Source organism: Dehalococcoidia bacterium, from assembly GCA_040902535.1.
Taxonomy (GTDB): Bacteria; Chloroflexota; Dehalococcoidia; order DSTF01; family JACRBR01; genus JBBDXD01.
In genome coordinates this window covers 30620-47688 of the sequence record JBBDXD010000005.1, presented here as the reverse complement: position 1 = coordinate 47688, position 17069 = coordinate 30620, and the positions used below count along the sequence as shown (strand labels likewise).

At 64.0% G+C, this 17069-nt stretch carries 19 protein-coding genes and 2 tRNA genes; 11 read left to right on the top strand and 10 right to left on the bottom strand.

The window, feature by feature from the left end; translation table 11 throughout:
• Window positions 1–597: 597 nt before the first annotated feature.
• Window positions 598–1647, bottom strand: coding sequence for an ATP-dependent DNA ligase (locus WEB52_02810; protein ID MEX2225363.1), 1050 nt, complete (start codon window positions 1645–1647; stop codon window positions 598–600).
• A gap of 61 nt (window positions 1648–1708) precedes the next feature.
• On the opposite strand from WEB52_02810, the gene WEB52_02805 reads away from it, so the two are divergent.
• A complete protein-coding gene (locus WEB52_02805) occupies window positions 1709–2464 on the top strand; it encodes an HAD family hydrolase (protein ID MEX2225362.1) in 756 nt (251 codons plus the stop codon).
• Between the two features lie 622 nt (window positions 2465–3086).
• On the opposite strand, the gene WEB52_02800 is transcribed toward WEB52_02805, so the two are convergent.
• The gene (locus WEB52_02800) at window positions 3087–3596 is read right to left on the bottom strand and encodes a MarR family transcriptional regulator (GenBank protein MEX2225361.1); all 510 of its coding nucleotides are present in this window, start codon (window positions 3594–3596) and stop codon (window positions 3087–3089) included.
• Between the two features lie 115 nt (window positions 3597–3711).
• Between WEB52_02800 and WEB52_02795 the strand changes: the two genes are divergently transcribed.
• Genes WEB52_02795 through WEB52_02770 form a run of 6 tightly spaced genes read left to right on the top strand, consistent with a single transcriptional unit; the run spans window position 3712 to window position 8175 of the window.
• Window positions 3712–4551, top strand: a complete 840-nt coding sequence (locus WEB52_02795) for a hypothetical protein (GenBank protein MEX2225360.1) — start codon at window positions 3712–3714, stop codon at window positions 4549–4551.
• 2 nt (window positions 4552–4553) lie between these two features.
• Window positions 4554–4883, top strand: a complete 330-nt coding sequence (locus WEB52_02790) for a 4Fe-4S dicluster domain-containing protein (GenBank protein ID MEX2225359.1) — start codon at window positions 4554–4556, stop codon at window positions 4881–4883.
• A complete protein-coding gene (locus WEB52_02785; GenBank protein ID MEX2225358.1) occupies window positions 4876–5493 on the top strand; it encodes a hypothetical protein in 618 nt (205 codons plus the stop codon). Before WEB52_02790 ends, WEB52_02785 begins: the two co-directional genes overlap by 8 nt.
• A gap of 36 nt (window positions 5494–5529) precedes the next feature.
• Entirely contained in the window at window positions 5530–6852 is a 1323-nt protein-coding gene (locus WEB52_02780; protein MEX2225357.1) for an LLM class flavin-dependent oxidoreductase, read from the top strand.
• A gap of 20 nt (window positions 6853–6872) precedes the next feature.
• Entirely contained in the window at window positions 6873–7298 is a 426-nt protein-coding gene (locus WEB52_02775) for a GxxExxY protein (protein ID MEX2225356.1), read from the top strand.
• Between the two features lie 58 nt (window positions 7299–7356).
• Window positions 7357–8175 (top strand): SDR family oxidoreductase, encoded by an 819-nt coding sequence (locus tag WEB52_02770; GenBank protein MEX2225355.1) that lies wholly within the window; start codon window positions 7357–7359, stop codon window positions 8173–8175.
• 108 nt (window positions 8176–8283) lie between these two features.
• Here the strand turns inward: WEB52_02770 and WEB52_02765 are convergent, their stop codons facing one another.
• The 8 genes from WEB52_02765 to WEB52_02730 form a co-directional block, all read right to left on the bottom strand.
• Entirely contained in the window at window positions 8284–8469 is a 186-nt protein-coding gene (locus WEB52_02765; protein MEX2225354.1) for a hypothetical protein, read from the bottom strand.
• 56 nt (window positions 8470–8525) lie between these two features.
• Complete coding sequence (locus WEB52_02760; GenBank protein MEX2225353.1) at window positions 8526–9026, bottom strand: hypothetical protein; 501 nt, start codon at window positions 9024–9026, stop codon at window positions 8526–8528.
• A 291-nt stretch (window positions 9027–9317) separates the two neighbouring features.
• Entirely contained in the window at window positions 9318–10526 is a 1209-nt protein-coding gene (locus WEB52_02755) for an acyl-CoA dehydrogenase family protein (protein MEX2225352.1), read from the bottom strand.
• Between the two features lie 88 nt (window positions 10527–10614).
• On the bottom strand, window positions 10615–11520 hold the full coding sequence (locus WEB52_02750) for an LLM class flavin-dependent oxidoreductase (GenBank protein MEX2225351.1): 906 nt from the start codon (window positions 11518–11520) through the stop codon (window positions 10615–10617).
• A 110-nt stretch (window positions 11521–11630) separates the two neighbouring features.
• The gene (locus tag WEB52_02745) at window positions 11631–12389 is read right to left on the bottom strand and encodes a hypothetical protein (GenBank protein ID MEX2225350.1); all 759 of its coding nucleotides are present in this window, start codon (window positions 12387–12389) and stop codon (window positions 11631–11633) included.
• Between the two features lie 113 nt (window positions 12390–12502).
• Window positions 12503–13126: a hypothetical protein gene (locus tag WEB52_02740; GenBank protein ID MEX2225349.1), complete on the bottom strand. Its 624-nt coding sequence runs from the start codon at window positions 13124–13126 to the stop codon at window positions 12503–12505.
• Window positions 13126–13569 carry a hypothetical protein gene (locus tag WEB52_02735; protein MEX2225348.1) on the bottom strand — a complete coding sequence of 148 codons (444 nt, stop codon included), beginning with the start codon at window positions 13567–13569 and terminating at the stop codon, window positions 13126–13128. Before WEB52_02735 ends, WEB52_02740 begins: the two co-directional genes overlap by 1 nt.
• Before the next feature lie 168 nt (window positions 13570–13737).
• The gene (locus WEB52_02730; protein MEX2225347.1) at window positions 13738–15027 is read right to left on the bottom strand and encodes a serine hydrolase; all 1290 of its coding nucleotides are present in this window, start codon (window positions 15025–15027) and stop codon (window positions 13738–13740) included.
• Between the two features lie 110 nt (window positions 15028–15137).
• On the opposite strand from WEB52_02730, the gene dut reads away from it, so the two are divergent.
• The 4 genes from dut to WEB52_02710 all read left to right on the top strand — a co-directional run bounded on the left by dut (window position 15138) and on the right by WEB52_02710 (window position 17027).
• The gene (gene dut, locus WEB52_02725; GenBank protein MEX2225346.1) at window positions 15138–15572 is read left to right on the top strand and encodes a dUTP diphosphatase; all 435 of its coding nucleotides are present in this window, start codon (window positions 15138–15140) and stop codon (window positions 15570–15572) included.
• A 157-nt stretch (window positions 15573–15729) separates the two neighbouring features.
• Window positions 15730–15805 (top strand) — tRNA-His (locus tag WEB52_02720).
• 24 nt (window positions 15806–15829) lie between these two features.
• Complete coding sequence (locus WEB52_02715) at window positions 15830–16903, top strand: hypothetical protein (protein MEX2225345.1); 1074 nt, start codon at window positions 15830–15832, stop codon at window positions 16901–16903.
• A 48-nt stretch (window positions 16904–16951) separates the two neighbouring features.
• Window positions 16952–17027 (top strand) — tRNA-Arg (locus WEB52_02710).
• Window positions 17028–17069: the final 42 nt, after the last annotated feature.

Below are 17069 nucleotides of genomic sequence, written 5' to 3'. Positions count from 1 at the left end.
TTGTCGCTTCGCCGACGTACAGTGTCCCTCTGGGCCAGTTCGTCATGATGTACACATGAAACTGCTTCATGACGCGATCGTCCTGTAACGGGATTCCTCGGCTTCGCTCGGAATGACGTGAACGGAGTTCGGGAAGCGCTCATGCGTGGTCCGTCAAAGTTGATTGCTTCTCACAAGATTGTCGCTTCGCCGACGTACAGTGTCCCTCTGGGCCAGTTCGTCATGATGTACACGTGAACCTGCTTCATGACGCGATCGTACTGTTAACGGGATTCCTCGCCTTCGCTCGGAATGACGTGGAACGGAGTCGGGGAGCGTTCATGGGTTGGTCCGTCAAAGTTGATTGCTTCTCACAACATTCGTCGCTTCGCCGACGTACAGTGTCCGGCCAGTTCGTCATGATGTGCACATGAAACTGCTTCATGACGCGATGGTCCTGTAACGGGATTCCTCGGCTTCGCTCGGAATGACGTGGAACGGAGTTCGGGAAGCGCTCATGGGTTGGTCCGTCAAAGTGATTGCTTCTCACAAGATTCGTCGATTCGCTTCGGATGTCCGAATGGGGACGTACAACCGGACGTAGAGAGTCTTGAACTCTCAGTATTTCCCACGTTCGAAGATCTTGAGGAATTCGTAGGCGGGGGTGGTCTCTAGTTGGTCGAAGGTGCATTGGCGCGGCGGTTTGTCGGTGCGCCAGCGGCGGAAGGTGGCGGCGTGGCGGAAGCGATCGCCCTGCAGATGGTCGAACGCGACCTCGCACACGAGCTCGGGGCGCAGGCGCATCCAACTGAGGTCTTTCTTGCCGGTCCAGCGGCTGGGCTCGCCGGGCGTGCGGCCGGCGCCGAATCCGACGTCCTCTTCGGTGATGTACGGCTTGAGCTTTTCGGCGAGCGCGCGTTTTTCATCGGCCTTGAAGCTCGACGTGTGGCCGACGTGGTGCAGCACGCCGCCGTCGTCGTAGAGGCCGAGCAGCAGCGATCCGACGGCGACGCCTTCGCTGCCCTTGTACCAGCGAAAGCCGCCAACGACGCAGTCGGCCTCGCGCAGATGCTTGATCTTGAGCATCGCGCGGGCGCCCGGCAGGTACGGCTGGTCGAGGCGCTTGGCGATGATGCCGTCGAGTCCCGCGCCCTCGAACGTTTCGAACCAGCGCTGTGCTTCGTCGCGGTCGATGGTCGCGGGCGTGACGTACGCGGGTTCTTGCGGCGTTGCGAAGCGCGATGTCAGGCGTCCGCGTCGCTCGGAGAAGGGCGTTTTCATGAGGTCTTCATCGCCATCGGCGAGCATGTCGAACGCGACGAACGACGACGGTGTCTGTCCGGCGAGCATGCGCACGCGAGACTCGGCGGGATGGATGCGCATCTGCAGCGCGTCGAAGTCGAGCGCGCCATCGCGGACGATGATCACTTCGCCGTCGAGGACGAGGGGGGTCGCGAGGGACGCTTCGAGTCCGGCCTTGAGTTCGGGGAAGTAGCGGTTGAGCGGCTTGAGGTCGCGGCTCTGGATGTAGGCCTCAGCGCCGTCGTAGAAGACGATGGCGCGAAAGCCGTCCCACTTGGGTTCGTAGAGCCAGCCGTCGCCTTCGGGGATCGCGGCGGTGAGTTTGGCGAGCATGGGGTCGATGGGAGGGGTGAGGGGCAGCGGCATGGTCGTTCTCCATTTGTTGCTACGAGAGCAGGATAAACGGCGGGTTGGTTAGAATCGCCGCATGACGTTGCGCGCGGTGCTCTTCGACCTTGATGACACGCTGTGGACGGCGTCCGCGCCGATCGATTGGGCGGAGATTACGCGTCTCCAAGCGGCGATGCTCGCTACGCAGCTGGCGCGCCTCGGATTGACGGTCGATTGCAGCGACTTCGTGCGTCGGTTGTGGCAGGCATACGGCGAGGCGTTTCCGGATCCCGACCGGCTGGACGGCGTGTTCGAGGAGCGGCGTTGGCTGGACGGGGCGACTCACGTCCGATTGGCGATCGAGGCGCACGGCGTGCGTTGCGCGGAGGCGGATGCGGCGCGCATCTGGGAAGCGCTGCACGAGGTGTCGCTGCGCGCCTTCAATGTCGAGTTGTATCCGGACGCTGCTGCAACGGTCGCGGCTCTCGTCTCGGCGGGTTACCGGTTGGGGATCGTGACGAGCCGGCCGTTTACGTCCGCGATCACGCGCCGCGAACTGTTGGACCAGGGGTTGCCGGACGTGTTCGAGGTGATCGTCGCGGCGGGCGAGTTGGGGTATCGCAAGCCGCATGAGCTTCTATTCGCTTCGGCGCTTCAACAACTCGGCGTTGATAGTGCCGAGGTTGTCATGGTCGGCGACCTGTACGAGCAGGACATCGTGCCGGCGGCGAACCTGGGAATGATGGCGGTGTTGAAGCTGAACGATCGTCGACCCGACGAGCGGCACGTGCTGGCGCGGCATCAGGTGGCGTCGTTGGAGGCGTTGTTGGCGCTTCCGATGTTCGGTTGTTGAGCGGGCGATGCAGCTATGTGTGGAACAGCCGGGTGATTGAACAGCCGGGGGCGGCTGTTCTCCACGCCTCGCGTGCGCGTGGTCGGGGTGTTAGGCGTGGTTGCGGGAGTGTTTCGGACGCAGCTAAAGCTACGTCCCTACGATCCGCTGGTGGTGGTTTGGTCGATCATGATGTGTGCGGGGCGACGTCGTGGGGGTGAGGGAAAAGCCGGGGGCGGCTGTTCTCCACGCTTCGCGTGCTCGTGATCGGGGTCCGCTGCGCGCCATGGAGTGTTTCGGACGCAGCTAAAGCTACGTCCCTACGATCCGGTGGTCGTGGCCACGCTTCGCGTGCGCGCGTTGCAGCGCGCTGCGTCCGTGTTTCGGACGCAGCTAAAGCTACGTCTTTACGATCCGCTGATGGTGGTTTGGTCGATTCATGATATGTGCGGGGTGACGTCGTGGGGTGAGGGAACAGCCGGGGGCGGCTGTTCTCCACGCTTCGCGTGCGCGTGATCGGGCCGTAAGGCGCGGTGCGTACGGGTTGTTCGGACGCAGCTAAAGCTACGTCCCTACGATCCGCGGATGGTGGAGGGTCGATGTATCACGGGATGCTTGTTGTCGCCGCGCGGTGGATCGCTGTTCAGTCTTCTTCGAGGCTGCGGGCCTGGGCGGCGGCGCGGTTGAGGTCCGTGAGCGCGGTGTGGAGGCGATCGAGTTCGTCGTCGGTGAGGTGTTTGAGGATGTTGATGATGTAAGCGCCGGCGATGCGTCGCAGGGTGCCGACGGTCGTCGCGCCCTGCTCGGTGAGGTAGTTGCGCACGATGCGCCGGTCGGCGGGGTCTTCTTCGCGTCGCACGAGGCCCATGCGCACGAGCCGGTCGACGTGGCCGGTGATCGTCGATGGGTTGACGGCGAGATGGTCAGCGAGGGCGCCAACGGGGAGACCGTCTTCGTCGCGGAGCGCCCACAGCAGGCGCATCTGCGGAATCGTCAGTCCGTCCTCGGACCAGCCCTTGATGCGGAGACTATCGATGATGCCGATCGCATCGCCGTAGGCAATCGCGGTGGCGATGAGCCGGTCGAGGCGTTCGGGCGCGATGCCGAGTTCGTGCAAATCGTGGTGGTCGATCGCCTGTTCCTGCTGGACCACGTGATTCTTTCCTTCGCGAAAATATTTGCCCTTTACAAAAGCAATCCCCGTCAGTATAGTCGATGGTAGTCCGAGGATTCAATAGTCCGCCAGAAGGCGGGCAGGAGGTCCAGCCATGCAGAGCTTTGCAGACAAAGTCCGCGCGACGCCCTCGTGCCGGGAGCCGGCATACCGTCCCGCGATGTACCTGAGCGACGAGGAGAAGGCCGAACTCGACAAGAAGATCGGGGACTCGGCGCTGTACCAGGACCTGTTCACGATGCGCGAGATGGTGCGCACGCAGCCAGCGAACATCGAACTCAAGAAGGCGCTCGTGAGCGGCATCGCCAGCGCCGAATTCGCCGGCATCGACGCGTTCAGTCGCAAAGTCGTCGAGTGGCAGGAGTGGCCGGTGCCCCAGACGCTGATCATGGCGATCGCGCGGCAGACGTGGGACGAAGTGCGACACGCGCACCTCGCCAAGGGACTCATCGAGTCGTACGGCGGCGAGATCGGCGAGTACCCGGACACGCTGGCGGGCGGCGCGCCGCCTCCGGGTGTGACGACGTCGGGGCCTCTGACGACGGGCTATGGCTCGAACGCAGCGGAACAGATGATGCGGGATCCGGTCGTCAGCCTGTCGATGACGAACGTATCGCTCGAGGGCGGTGCGTTGACGCTGTTCCAGGAGACGGCGGCCGTCGGCGAGAAGATCGGCGATGAGTTGATGGCGCATTGCTACGACTACAACTGGGCGGACGAAGTGACGCACACGGCGATCGGCGACTTCTTCGTCAAGCTGTTGACGGAAGACAATCCGGAGGAAGAGGCGAAAGCGCTGCGCGTACACGCGATGGCGGAGTACTTCCGGGCGCGGCTCAGCGGCGAACAGAGCAGCGAACTCAAGGAGTTCTTCGCCGACGAGTTCGAGCGCGCGGGCATGGCGCTCGGCGGCGTGAGCCAGAACGGCGGCTAACCATGGCTGTCGTCACGATCGACCTCGCTGACTGCATCAACTGCGGCTGGTGCCGCCGCGTGTGCCCGACCGAGACGATCAAGTATTTCTCGACGGGCAAGCGCACGCATGTGGTTGAGCCGGATGGGTGTATCGACTGCGGGATCTGCGTCGCCGTGTGCCCGGTGGACTGCATACACCCTGACCCCTACGTCGTGCCGGCGGATGAGTTGGAGATCGCGAAAATCAAGGCGCGGGCGTACGCCGCAAAGAAGCGGCGGCAGAAGCAGGACCGCGAGCTACTCGTCGCGCGGACGCTCGCCAAACTCGCAGGGAGTGCATCGCATGCTTGAGCTGGCCGTCGACAATCGCACGGTGGGTGGCGCGTTTCGCGTCGATGAGAACGCGCGGCGTCTGATCAACTACAAGTTCGCGGAGAACGTCTGCATGACGACGGCGGGCGGGTGGGCATCGTCGTCGCCGCTCATCAAGGTGAAGTTCGCGCTCGGGCAGCATTGCTACGAGGACTCGATCCACTCGTTCTGGATCGGTCAGCGTCTGCCGGAGTTACGCGTCACGGACGACATGGAGAACAACGTGCCGCCGACGCTGCGCTGGTCGAACCGTGCGGAGCCGCCGAACGAGCAGTTTCTGAAATTCGTCGAGACGATGCAGCACCAGGACGATCAACTGCTCCGGCTTGTGGGGCTGTATCGCGTGCTGAAGACGCACCTGGCGGTGTATTACCGGCACCACTTGCAGAACACGGACCAGGTGTGCGACGCGCCGACAGTGCGGATCCTGGAGCACATCCTGCTCGAGGAAGAGCGCCACGTGCAGTGGGGCCAGGCAATCTACGAAGAGCTTGCCGATACGCCGGAGAAGCGTCGCGCCGCACTGGAGTGGCAGATGACGCTGGAAGACTTGTTGATTCGATCGGGTGGCGTGACGGGCGGGCGATAAGCGCGCACCGCGGCGTCGTGGACGGGAGGCTGACGGATGAAGTTTGGGATCTTCTACGAGCACCAGTTGCCGCGACCGTGGGACCAGGGGCGCGAGCAGAAGCTGTTTCAAGACGCGCTCGACCAGGTTGAACTGGCGGACAAGCTTGGCATCGACTTCGCGTGGGAGGTGGAGCATCACTTCCTCGAGGAGTATTCGCACTCGTCGGCGCCGGAGGTGTTCCTGGCGGCGGCGTCGCAGCGGACGAAGAACATCCGGCTGGGGCACGGCATCACGTTGCTGCCGCCGGCGTACAATCCGCCGGCGCGCGTGGCGGAGCGCATCGCGACGTTGGACCTGGTGTCGAACGGGCGCGTCGAGTTCGGCACGGGTGAATCGGCGAGTCGCAGCGAACTCGAAGGCTTCGGGATCAACCCGGCGCAGCGCCGCGCGATGTGGCGCGAGGTCATCGAGCAGGTCGCCAACATGATGGCGATGGACCCGTACCCGGGGTTCGAGGGCGAATTCTTTTCGATGCCGACGCGCAACGTCGTGCCGAAGCCGGTGCAGAAGCCGCACCCGCCGATGTGGGTGGCGTGCTCGAATCGGGACACGATCCACCTGGCGGCGCAACTCGGTCTCGGCGCGCTGACGTTCGCGTTCGTCGACCCGGAAGAAGCGCGGCACTGGGTGACGGACTACTACGAGACGTTCAAGCGCGAGTGCGTGCCGGTGACGCACGTCGTCAACCCGAACATCGCGATGGTGTCGAGTTTTTCGTGCCACCCGGATGAGCAGGAGGCGCTGCGTCGCGGCACGGACGGCTTCCGGTTTTTCCAGTTCGCGCTCGGGCACTTCTATGCATTCGGCAAGCACCGTCCGGGGCGCACGAACATCTGGGAGCGGTACGAAGCGATGCGCGACGAGATGGGTACGGAGGTGCTGGGCGGCGGCGCGGGCGGCATCGGTACGCCGGCGCAACTGCGGGAGCACCTGCGGAAGTTTTCGGACGCGGGCGTCGACCAGGCGGTGTTCATTCAGCAGGGTGGCAATAACCTGCACGAGAACATCTGCGAGGACCTCAACCTGTTCGCGCGTGAAGTGATGCCGGAGTTCAAGGAGCAGGAAGAGGCGCGGCAGCGCAAGAAGAACGAAGAGCTGGCGCCGTACATCGAAGCGGCGCTGGCGCGGAAGGAGCGCATGCCGGCGCTCTCAGAGGAGCAGATCCCGATGTACGAGGCGTATGGCTATAACGTCGCGGAGATCGATGCATCGACGTTGCCGCCGGGGCAGCAGGGGCGACTGAAGCAGATGCGCCAGATGCGGAAGATCGTCGAGCGGTTTGATGCGCGGGAGGCTGATCCTGCGGCTTCGCGGTAGGGATCCGTGGGTAACCACAGATGAACACAGATGGCACAGATGTTGTTGGAGGCGGCACGCAGAGCGCGCCGCTTCTCAGCGATCGGCGGGATCCTGACACCTACGCGATTATTGGCGCCGCGATGGAGGTGCACACCGAGCTAGGTGCAGGTTTTCTCGAAGGCGTATACCAGGAAGCATTGGCGGTTGAATTCGTGATTCGCGGCATTCCGTTTGACCGTGAGAGAATTGTCCCCGTCACCTATAAAGGCCAACAACTTGCGTGTGGTTACCGCGCAGACTTCGTCTGCTTTGATGCCGTGCTCGTCGAGCTTAAGGCTTTGACGAGGATGGGCGCGATAGAGCAAGCTCAGCTATTGAACTATCTCAAGGCATCGGGGATCAAGCGAGGCCTCCTCATTAACTTCGGAGCGACGCGACTCGAATACAAACGTCTGGTGGGCTAATCCCAATCTGTGACATCTGTGTTCATCTGTGGTTGCACCCCGTGAAAGCGAGCGTCCGATGGAACTGAGCGGCAAGGTGGCGGTTATTACGGGGGCGGGGTCGGGGATTGGGCGGGCTGCGGCGTTGCGGCTGGCGCGCGATGGGGCATCGATCGTCGCCGCGGACGTGAATGAGGATGGTGCGCGCGAGACGGTGTCACTCGTCGAGAGGGCGGGTGGCGCGGCGACGGCTGTGCGCGTAGACGTGACGAAGTCGTCTGACCTGCAGCGCATGTTCGATGTGGCGGAGGAGGCGTACGGCGGCTTCGACATTCTGTACAACAACGCCGGCATCACGACGGGGCAGCCCCGATACCCGGAATCGCCGGAGGAGCAATGGCGCCGAACGATCGAGGTTGACTTGAACGCGGTGATCGAAGGCACGCGGCTTGCGATTCCGCGTCTCAAGGCGCGGGGCGGCGGCGTGATCATCAATACGGCGTCGCTGGCGGGGTTGTTCGGGTTCCAGGCGGATCCGGTCTACGCGGCTGCCAAGCATGGCGTCGTCGGGTTGACGCGCGCGCTCGTGAACCTGCTGCCTGAGGCGAACATCCGCGTGAACTGCGTATGCCCGGCCGTCGTGAGGACGCCGCTTGTCGTGGGGAGCATCGATCGGCTGACCGGGGCAGACCGCGCCGAAGCGGAACAGCGTCTCGGTTCGATGCCGATGCTGCCGCCGGAGGAGATCGCCGAAGCGGTGTACGAACTGATCCGCGACGACACGGCGACGGGCGTGGTGATGGGGATCACGCTCGGCGACCCGCGACGGGTCGTCGAGCCGCCGATCACGCTGCCGGTGACGTCGGGCGATCCGGCCGGGGGGCCGCAGAAACGCTGACGGTGGACTGACAGAGATCTGTGCAACACTCCGGGTTTCGGTCGTGCCGCGTCGCAGAGAGCAGTTCGTGACGAGACGCCGGGCCCGTGGAACTTCTTAATCCGGCGGTTATTCGTTCAGCAGGGTGCTGACCTTGCTGAGAAGTTTCCGAACTTGAGCGCGCGTGAACCCTACGCGTGTCACGAATTCAGCGTCGCTGATGTGGGCGCCGTTTGCGGCCTGGTTTAAAATCGTCAACTCGTCGCTTGTAAGCGAGACCACGATCTCACCGCGCTGGACTTTCAATGACTCCATCGCCGTAATATTACTGGAGAGCTTCGAAGAGTGGCCGCCACGTTCGGATAATCAGATTAGTCAGCGTCGTACACCGACGCGACAAACTCAAAAGGCGGTTCCAGATCTGACTCGGAGACATCGAGGCTCACTTCGAGAGCGTCCAAGGCCTCGGCTCCATCAAACACCGCCCGCAGCAGCAATCCATCATCGGAGTAGCACTGTGTCATCGCGTACGGTTCGCCCGTCTGACCTTCGCCCTCGATCAGGAAGCAGCTCGCTTTTTGCCCTGCGGCCACGATGTCGGGCGCTCGCCTGACAGTGTGCGGATGGTCGAACGGCGGGAGGCTTATGTCATAGCGGAGTAGCGACGGAGTCGTGGCAAACACCAGCATTTCGAGCCCATCCGCCGTCCGGCAGTACTTGCCTTGACTGTTGCACGATAGGAAAGGCATGTCGCCCGCCGCCCGCACGATGAGGATATCGCCGCCGGCCAATACGCCCTCAGGCTCCGAAAACTGATCGCCTTCGAGCTCTATCGGACCGGGTAAGTTCAGCCGGTAGCCGGCGTTCGGCACGTAGTAGTGCTCAAATAAGACTGTCCCACCTTGAGTGGAGTCAGTAGCTCCATAACGTATGTAGTGAGGCGTCGCTGACCCACGTCGTGCTAACCGCGCTGGTTCGGCGGACGCGTCGGATGCCGACGTTCGCGACGCCAGAATGATGACGAGCGCCAACAACGCAAGAGCGACAACGGGAGGAAGAATGGACCGGACGGTAGGCACGACGTGATCCCCCACCGTTCTCAACAGCACCCGGAAGCATGACGGGAAGGGTGAAGACGATGTCTCACCCCTTATTCATGGACGTCAGTCCCGCGGCAGGCCGAGGCCGCGCTGGGCCATGATGTTGCGCTGGATCTCGCTGGTGCCGCCGGCGATCGTCGATGACACGGCGCCGACGTAGCCGACGCCGAAGCGTCCGGCGGCCGCGAGCTTGGGATCGCCGCCGGTGACCATGCCGTACATCTGCGTCATCTTCAGGCCGAGCGCGGCGATGCGCTGACCGAGTTCCGATCCGAACAGCTTGCACATCGACGCTTCGTGGTTCGGGATGAGGCCGGCATTTTGCATGCTGATGACGCGATACGACATCAACCGCATGACGGACGCTTCGATCCAGCGGTCGGCGAACTCCAGTTTGACGCCGTGGCTCTTCGCGGCGACGGCGATCTGGGGATTTTCCTTCGCGAACTTGAGCATGCCCTGCAGTTGCTTCTGCACGCCGACCGATGATCCGATCGACGAGCGCTCGAAGTCGAGCGTGGTGGTGCCGATGTACCAGCCGCGGTTCTCCTCGCCGACGCGGTTGCGGGCGGGCACGCGCACGTTTTCGAAGAAGACCTCGTTGAAGGTGGCGGAACCGGCCATGGTGATCAGAGGACGGACGCTGACGCCGGGCGCCTTCATATCGAGCAGGAAGTAGCTGATGCCGCGGTGCTTGGGCGCTTCGGGGTCGGTGCGCGCGAGCATGTACATCATATCGGCGAACTGGGCGCCGGTGGTCCAGATCTTCTGGCCGTTGATCACGTAGTCGTCGCCGTCGCGGACGGCGCGCGTCTGCACGGACGCGACATCGGAGCCGGCGTTAGGCTCGGACCAGCCCTGGCACCACTGCACCTGGCCGTTGAGGATGCCGGGCAGATGTTCCTTCTTCTGTTCTTCGGAGCCGTGCACGATGAGCGTCGGGCCGAGCATCATGGTGCCGAAGCCGCCGATGTTCATGGCGCCGAACTCTGCGAACTCCTCGTTGAGGACGAACTGGCGCTTGATATCGAGACCGGCGCCGCCGTACTCCTTGGGCCATGCGGGCGCGACCCAGCCGCGGCTGGTGAGGGCGGAGCGCCAGCGCTTGATGGGGTCTTCAGCTTTTTCCTTCTTGCGATCGCGGAACAGGCCTTCACCCTCTTCGCGCTCGCCACGTCCGCCGCGCTTGAATTCAGTCGGGTATTCCTTCTGGAGGAACTCGCGGACCTCGTTGCGCCACGCAGCCTCTTCCGGGGTGTCATTGAATTCCATGTGTCCTCCCGGCTATTTCGCCTCTGACGAAATGATCATACGGGGCGCGGGACTTAGTGCCAAGAATGGACGGAGAACCTTGAACCTTCTAGTCGAAGGTCTCGAAGAACTCTTCGAAGGCTTTCTTCTGGCCACCGGACGCGCTGGACGGCACGAGGATCGGCGTGCGGACGCCGGCGGCGTGCCAGGCTTCGACGCCTGCGCGCACGTCGGAGGCGGTGCCGTAAAGGGTGACGTCCTTGAGCCAGCGCTCCGACATCAGGCCGGGGATCTTCGCCACGTCGCCCGCGTTCTGCGTGGCTTCGATGGCGCGCATTTCTTCTTCGTAGCCGGCTTCGATCCAGTAGTTGCGGTAGTTCGGCAGCACGACGTAGCCGGTGAGGGTGCGCCGCATGACGGCGGCGGCGGCTTCGACGTCGTCGCTGATGCACGTGGGGATCATGTCGCCGATGAAGAATGCCGGGTCATCGCGCTTGTCCGCGGGCAGGTGCGAGAGCGAGCGTTGCATGTGGGAGCGGGCGCCGTTCGCCCAGACGGCGCCTTCGGCGACCTCGGCGGAGAGTTCGACCATCCTGCGTCGGAGCGTGGCGAGCACGACCGGCGGCAGGGGTCCGGCGCCCTGTTCGGACGACTTGCGCAGGGCTTCGACGAAGCGTCGGATGTCCGCGAGCGGTTTACCGGGTGTGACGCCGAGACGCTGGTGCACGGGGCCGTGCGTAACGCCGACGCCAAACCAGAACCGCCCTTCGCTCAACTCATGGATGAATGACGCGGCCGACGCGAAGTCCGACGGCTGGCGGAGGTAGATCGGCTGCACGGTGGTGCCGAACTGGATGGTCTTGGTATTGAGCGCGATCGCCACGCCGAGGCCCATGGCGTCGCCGAAGCTCGGCAGGTAGATGCCGGGATAGCCACGCTGCTCGATCTCTTGCGCGATCTCGATGGTCCAGGCGCGGCGGCCGGGTACGGCGGCCAGTGAGACGGAGGGCTTCATGAGCAGCTTTCCCTCATTGTTGTGGTGGCGGACTCAGCCATGTGCCTCGAGAATCTGAATCATTTCTTCGGCCCGCCACAAGAGAGTCCGGCCACCGACTTTACCTCGTATCAAAGACAAGATGGTAAGCGTTCGTCCTTCCTCCGCTGCGGCCCGTACCTGTGGTGGCCGTCGAGTAGGTAGTGCGTAAGCACCCATTGCACCTGCGGATCAGGATGGAACTCTCGCGCATAGTCGCTCCGGGATTCGTCGATACCGAACCAACCACCGCGATCAACCACGTCGCAAAACGAAACAGCGAGAGCGGTGGGACGGGACCCTCCTCGCAGAGCGAGCCGGAACTCGTTCACTCGGGCTGAGTCGCACAAGGCGGAGTCGTACAACGGAACGACCAATTCGTGAAATCCTTGTCCTTGTTGCGAGCGGAACGACGTACCTCGGTAGTAGGCCTGGCGCGGATCATGTTCACGATCGGCGGTGCGTCTGTACTCATTCGCGAAATAGTCGTCCTCCGATCCCGGCGAAACAAGCCTTGGATTGAAATCTAGGAGCACCGCAAGGTAGTCACCTGAGGGAACAACGCTAGTTGCAACTTCGAGCACCGAATCGTCGATCTCCGTCAATCCATCCGCGAGCAGAGACGAAAACTCTAGCGCTGACACCGGTAGTTGAATTGGATCAATGCGCTCAAAGATGAACGTGCAACTTGGACAGTCAAAGCCGAGATCGATGGCCAAGCGCCCGTTAATGGTAAGGAAGTCGTCGCCGGACACGCGCCCAAGACGCTCATCATCCCACTCTTCGCGTTGGAAGCCGATGCGTGCATCAGGATTGAGGACGGAGATCAGCCGTCTGGGAATTGTCGACAAGCCGTACCTCTGGGGAACAGCAGTGATAAAACGGAACGTTCCCACGAGAACGCAGCCGTGCCAATGGGCATGCACCCGAAGTGTAGTTCACGTTTAATCGGCGATGACCACCACTAAGCCGTCTGCAGGTCGGCCGGGTCGAGGATGCCGATGACGCGCACGATGGCGGTGCTCACGTCGCGGCGGGAGCGCCAGCGGCGGTACATGCTCGAGCGGCGATACCAGAAGCCGCTCCACCAGTGGAAGCCGCCGAGCGTCGAGCGGGCGGCGGAGCGCGGCGTGAAGGCGAACGTGAGCTTTGGGACGTCTTCATAGAGCGGACGCGGTGCGAGGTCGAGGCGGCCCTCGCGGATCGCCCAGGCAAGCTTCATGAGCATGCGCTCTTCCTCGCGCTCGCGCTTTGAGGGGGCAAGCGCGTCGTCGGCGTACTCCATGCTCGCGTCGACGGGCGGATGGAGTTCGCAAGCAAGGATGCGCGCGGCGAGGCGCGCGTACGCCGTAAGCCGCTGGTCATCGTCGAGACGCGACGCGATGAGCGCATCGCTGCCGCGCGCCGAAGCGAACAGCACAGCGTCGAGGTCGTGCAGGTCGGCGGACTCGTCGCAGTGGATGCCCAGTTCCTCGAAGACGGCGCGCAGCCGCTTCGCGCGCGTGCGCGCGTCGCCGATCATCGGCAGGAACCGCAGCCGTTCGCGCAGTTGACGGCGCGTCTCATCGTTCATGACGGGCTCAATCATCAGGCGTACCGCTCCGTCTGCAGGGTGATGTCGCGCGGGCGCATGCCGAGCAAGTGCCAGAGCATCTTCCTGCGCAACTCCATCTGGTCGGGGCGAGAAAGGGCGCGGTAGCGGCGCAGCAGGTCGTCGAACTGGGTCATATCGCCGCGCGTCCAGGGAAGCATGAATCCCGAGAGTTCGAGGATCTCGCGCAGGTGCTGGGAGCTGAGCGCGTCGCAGCAGAGCGCCCAGCCGACGAGCCGCTCGAGCGAGATCGGCACTTCGCCCTGGCCCTGCTCGTAGCGTGACACCATGCTCTGGCTGATGTGAAAGCCGAGTTCATCGAGTTCCCAGGCGAGTTGCGCCTGCGAGCGTCCACGGCCGCGCATGCCGCGCAGTCCGCCGCCTACGCGGGCACGGATGGCCTCCCATCGGGCGATCTGGAGTTCATCTCGTTCGGGCATCGCACCTGTATGGTACCACCGGGGTCGCGGGAGGTTCGATGCTATGGCTGCATGACGGCTGGATGCTGGATGCTGGTCGCTGGTCGCTGGTCGCTGGTCGCTGGTCGTTGGCGGAGGGGCGTCGCAAAGCCGGTGCTGGCGGACGCGGTTCGATGGGTGCCGACAGCCTCAGGGGTAGCCGTAGCGGCCAACGAACCACTGGTAGGCCAGCGAGGAGACCTGCTGGCCCATCGGGATGTCGGCGTATTTCGACGGGACGTGCTGGGTGAAAAACGAGATGGCGTACCCGTAGCGCTGACCGTTGCGCTCGAACCAGACGATGCCGATGTCGTTGTCCGCCCAGCCCTCGGCGTAGAGGAAGCCGTTCTTGTGCGAGACGACGGCGCCCGAGCTTGTGCCGGCCGGAATCAGGTAGTTCAATCCCGGTTTGACGAGCGTCATCTTTCGAAGCATGTAGTCGCGCCAACCGGGCGTTAGCACGCGTCCGTCCCACAGCGCCTGCAGCCCGCGGTTCGTGTCGAGCGCGGTGATGCGGTTGTCGATCGACCGGCCGAAGACAGACTCGTGGAAGAATGCCGGCGGGTGGTCCATGAGCGTGTCGCGCATGCCGAGCGACTGCATGAAGGTGTTGACCTCGTTGATGCCGCGATACAGGTCACCGGCGCCGATGTAATTCTTCATCAGCGTGCGCGATGTGATGGGGTCGGAGCGGTTGATCGTCTGGCCGATCAGGTCGCCGGGGACAGGCTCCGGATAGCGGCCGTTCTGCAAATCGACCGCGACGCGCATCAGCACGAAAAGGTTGATCGTGCAGCCGGGCAGCCGGTTGTTGGCGCCGTTGACGTCGATCGACTCGCCGGTGCGCAGATCGGTGATCGCGACGGCGGTATTGATGCCGGAGCGGACGATCGCGGCTTCGATGTCCGCGCGCAGCGACAGCATGTCGGGCCCCGCTGCGGGCGTGTGCGCGGCCGGGTCACAGATGGGCGTGTAGAACGCGAGCGGCGGCGTTGCCTTCCACCCGTCGGAGGTCAGGGTGTTGATGCGCGCGTAGTGCGTCGAGCCCTGGCGCAACCCTTCCCAGACGAATCCCCAGCGGTCGGATGGCAGCGGCCCCGCGGCGAAGAAGCTTCCGGGCGCGAATCCGTTGTTGAGCATGCTGAGGTCGAGGAACTGCCTGCCCGCGCGCGACGGGTTCCAGAGGAAAAACACGCGTACAGAGTTCACGCCCGTGCCCGTGCATTCGGCGACCATGATGCCGGGGCCCTGCGCCGCGACGGGCTTGATCGGGGGCGTAGGCGTGGCGCGGGGCGTCGGGGAGACGCGGGGCGTGGCCGTGCGCGTCGGGGTGAGGCGCGGGACGGCGGGCGCCGCTTCGGCGCCGAGGTTTGCCAGGAGTGCGACGGCGATCATAGCGCCGAGCGCGATCACCGCGAGTGTGCCCAGGATGATTTTCAAACCGTACGGACCTTCCTGTTGCCCGTTTCGATCATCGGCAGCGAGTGCGGCCCGGTCAACGGCTATAGACGACGCTGACGCTACGCTTCGCCGCTGATAGGCTGACGCCCGTGGAAGATATCGACCTGCGGGTGCTGAAGCTACATGAGGGAGCGCGCTTACCCGTTCGCGCCACACCTGGATCTAGCGGGCTTGACATATGTGCATGTCTAGTCGAGCCGCTGACGCTGCGTCGCGCGCCGGCGATGGTACCGACCGGGCTCGCGATCGAGGTGCCGCCCCGGTACGACGTGCAGGTGCGGCCGCGGTCGGGGCTTTCCCTTAAGGGCATCGGCGTGGCGTTCGGGACGGTCGATGCGGACTATCGCGGCGAGTTGCGCGTGACGATGTGGACCTTTGGCGATCTCGATAAATACGTGCTGCATGACGGTGATCGGATCGCGCAGATCGTGATCGCGCGGCTGGCGCCCGTGCGCGTCGTGGAGGTCGATGAACTGTCGTCGACGGAGCGGGGCGAGGGCGGGCACGGGTCGACGGGGCGGTGAGGGGGAGCGGTCAGCGGTCAGCTTTCAGCTTTCAGCTTTCAGCTTTCCTTGACCGCGTTTCCGGCGCGATGCTAGACTTTTTCGAGACTCAGGACGGTCGTGCGCGCTCTGCGTCCTTGACGCAGGGTGATTTTGTTGGCCGTCACCTCGTAGCGTGGTGGGCGTGGCCTAGCGGTTAAGGCGCCAGGTTGTGGCCCTGGAGATCGAGGGTTCAAATCCCTCCGTCCACCCCATCCTTCCCCTCGTCAGGAGACCCTTTGCCCGATGACCCGACGAACGAACAGCCGGACGGCGGCGCGTCGCAGGACGCTGGCGGGCAGCAGCCCGAACGCGGCGGCGTAACGGACAGCGGCTATTCGTATACCGTCGTCGACGATGATGCGAAGGCGACCGCTCCGCCTCCACCCGAGAAGTCGCCGCGGGAGGCGATCGCGGTCAAGCCGTGGGTGCTCGGCGCGGCGGTCATCATTCCGGCGATCGTCGTCGGCGCGGCGGTGTGGCTGCTCGCTTCGCAGTTCGGCGACGAGAACGGCGACGGACGGCTCGAGCCCAACGTGACGAACGTCGTCAACGCGTTCAGCCAGAGCGGCGAGGGGACGGGCATGATCAGGCTCGAGGGGTCGCTGCCTGAGGCATTTCCGGACGAGATTCCTGTGTATCCTGGCTCGCGCGTGATCTCCTCGATCGTGCAGCTCCGCGGCGACGACGCGGGATACATCGTCGTGTTCGATACGGACGACGCGCGGCAGGACGTCGCGGCGCATTTTGCCGACGTGCTGAGCGAAGATCCGTGGCAGGTCGAGGTGGAGCAGTCCGGGCGCGAGTCGACCGTCGTGCAGTTCAGCAACATCGAGGACCCGGACATCGAAGGCGTGGTGCTGGCGGCGGAGTCGAAGGACGACGCCGTGACGACGATCTTCATGAGCGTCAACGTGGTCGGCGCGGCGGCGGACAACGAGCAAGAAGACTTCGAGCCCGGCCAGAGCCGTCCGCTGCCCGCGGGTTTTCCCGCGGAGCAGGTGCCGCCGTATCCCGATTCGACGACGATCGAGACGGGCTTCCAGCGCGCGCCGCAGGGCCAGCAGTTCATCGTGTCGATGGTGACGGAGGATGCGCCGAACGACGTGCTCGACTACTACCGCGAGCAGTTCGATGGCCTCGGCTGGACCGTCGAAGAGGGGGAGGAGGGGACGTCGACGCTGGCGAACGGCACGGCGATCAATTTCACGAACGAAGACGGCTCGATGGCCGGCACGGTCGAAGCGGGCGAGTTGGCCGAAGACGGCGACCTGACGCGTGTGAACGTGCAGGTGGCGACGCCGGCGAACTGACGGTCGGCGGTCCGGGGAGCTTCGCTTGTTACAATGCGGCTGCTTCGCGCGCCCGTAGCTCAGCGGATAGAGCATCGGTCTTCGGAACCGGGGGTCGGGGGTTCGAATCCCTCCGGGCGTGCCATTTTTGCTCCGCTGGTGATTGTAAAGCGCCGTGTACCGCCCG

What these genes read in the sequence shown, in the direction of transcription:
- WEB52_02810 (MEX2225363.1), bottom strand. Translation starts at nt 1,647, where the DNA reads ATGCCGCTGCCCCTCACCCCTCCCATCGACCCCATGCTCGCCAAACTC.
- WEB52_02805 (MEX2225362.1), top strand. Translation starts at nt 1,709, where the DNA reads ATGACGTTGCGCGCGGTGCTCTTCGACCTTGATGACACGCTGTGGACG.
- WEB52_02795 (MEX2225360.1), top strand. Translation starts at nt 3,712, where the DNA reads ATGCAGAGCTTTGCAGACAAAGTCCGCGCGACGCCCTCGTGCCGGGAG.
- WEB52_02790 (MEX2225359.1), top strand. Translation starts at nt 4,554, where the DNA reads ATGGCTGTCGTCACGATCGACCTCGCTGACTGCATCAACTGCGGCTGG.
- WEB52_02785 (MEX2225358.1), top strand. Translation starts at nt 4,876, where the DNA reads ATGCTTGAGCTGGCCGTCGACAATCGCACGGTGGGTGGCGCGTTTCGC.
- WEB52_02780 (MEX2225357.1), top strand. Translation starts at nt 5,530, where the DNA reads ATGAAGTTTGGGATCTTCTACGAGCACCAGTTGCCGCGACCGTGGGAC.
- WEB52_02775 (MEX2225356.1), top strand. Translation starts at nt 6,873, where the DNA reads ATGAACACAGATGGCACAGATGTTGTTGGAGGCGGCACGCAGAGCGCG.
- WEB52_02770 (MEX2225355.1), top strand. Translation starts at nt 7,357, where the DNA reads ATGGAACTGAGCGGCAAGGTGGCGGTTATTACGGGGGCGGGGTCGGGG.
- WEB52_02765 (MEX2225354.1), bottom strand. Translation starts at nt 8,469, where the DNA reads ATGGAGTCATTGAAAGTCCAGCGCGGTGAGATCGTGGTCTCGCTTACA.
- WEB52_02755 (MEX2225352.1), bottom strand. Translation starts at nt 10,526, where the DNA reads ATGGAATTCAATGACACCCCGGAAGAGGCTGCGTGGCGCAACGAGGTC.
- WEB52_02750 (MEX2225351.1), bottom strand. Translation starts at nt 11,520, where the DNA reads ATGAAGCCCTCCGTCTCACTGGCCGCCGTACCCGGCCGCCGCGCCTGG.
- WEB52_02740 (MEX2225349.1), bottom strand. Translation starts at nt 13,126, where the DNA reads ATGATTGAGCCCGTCATGAACGATGAGACGCGCCGTCAACTGCGCGAA.
- WEB52_02735 (MEX2225348.1), bottom strand. Translation starts at nt 13,569, where the DNA reads ATGCCCGAACGAGATGAACTCCAGATCGCCCGATGGGAGGCCATCCGT.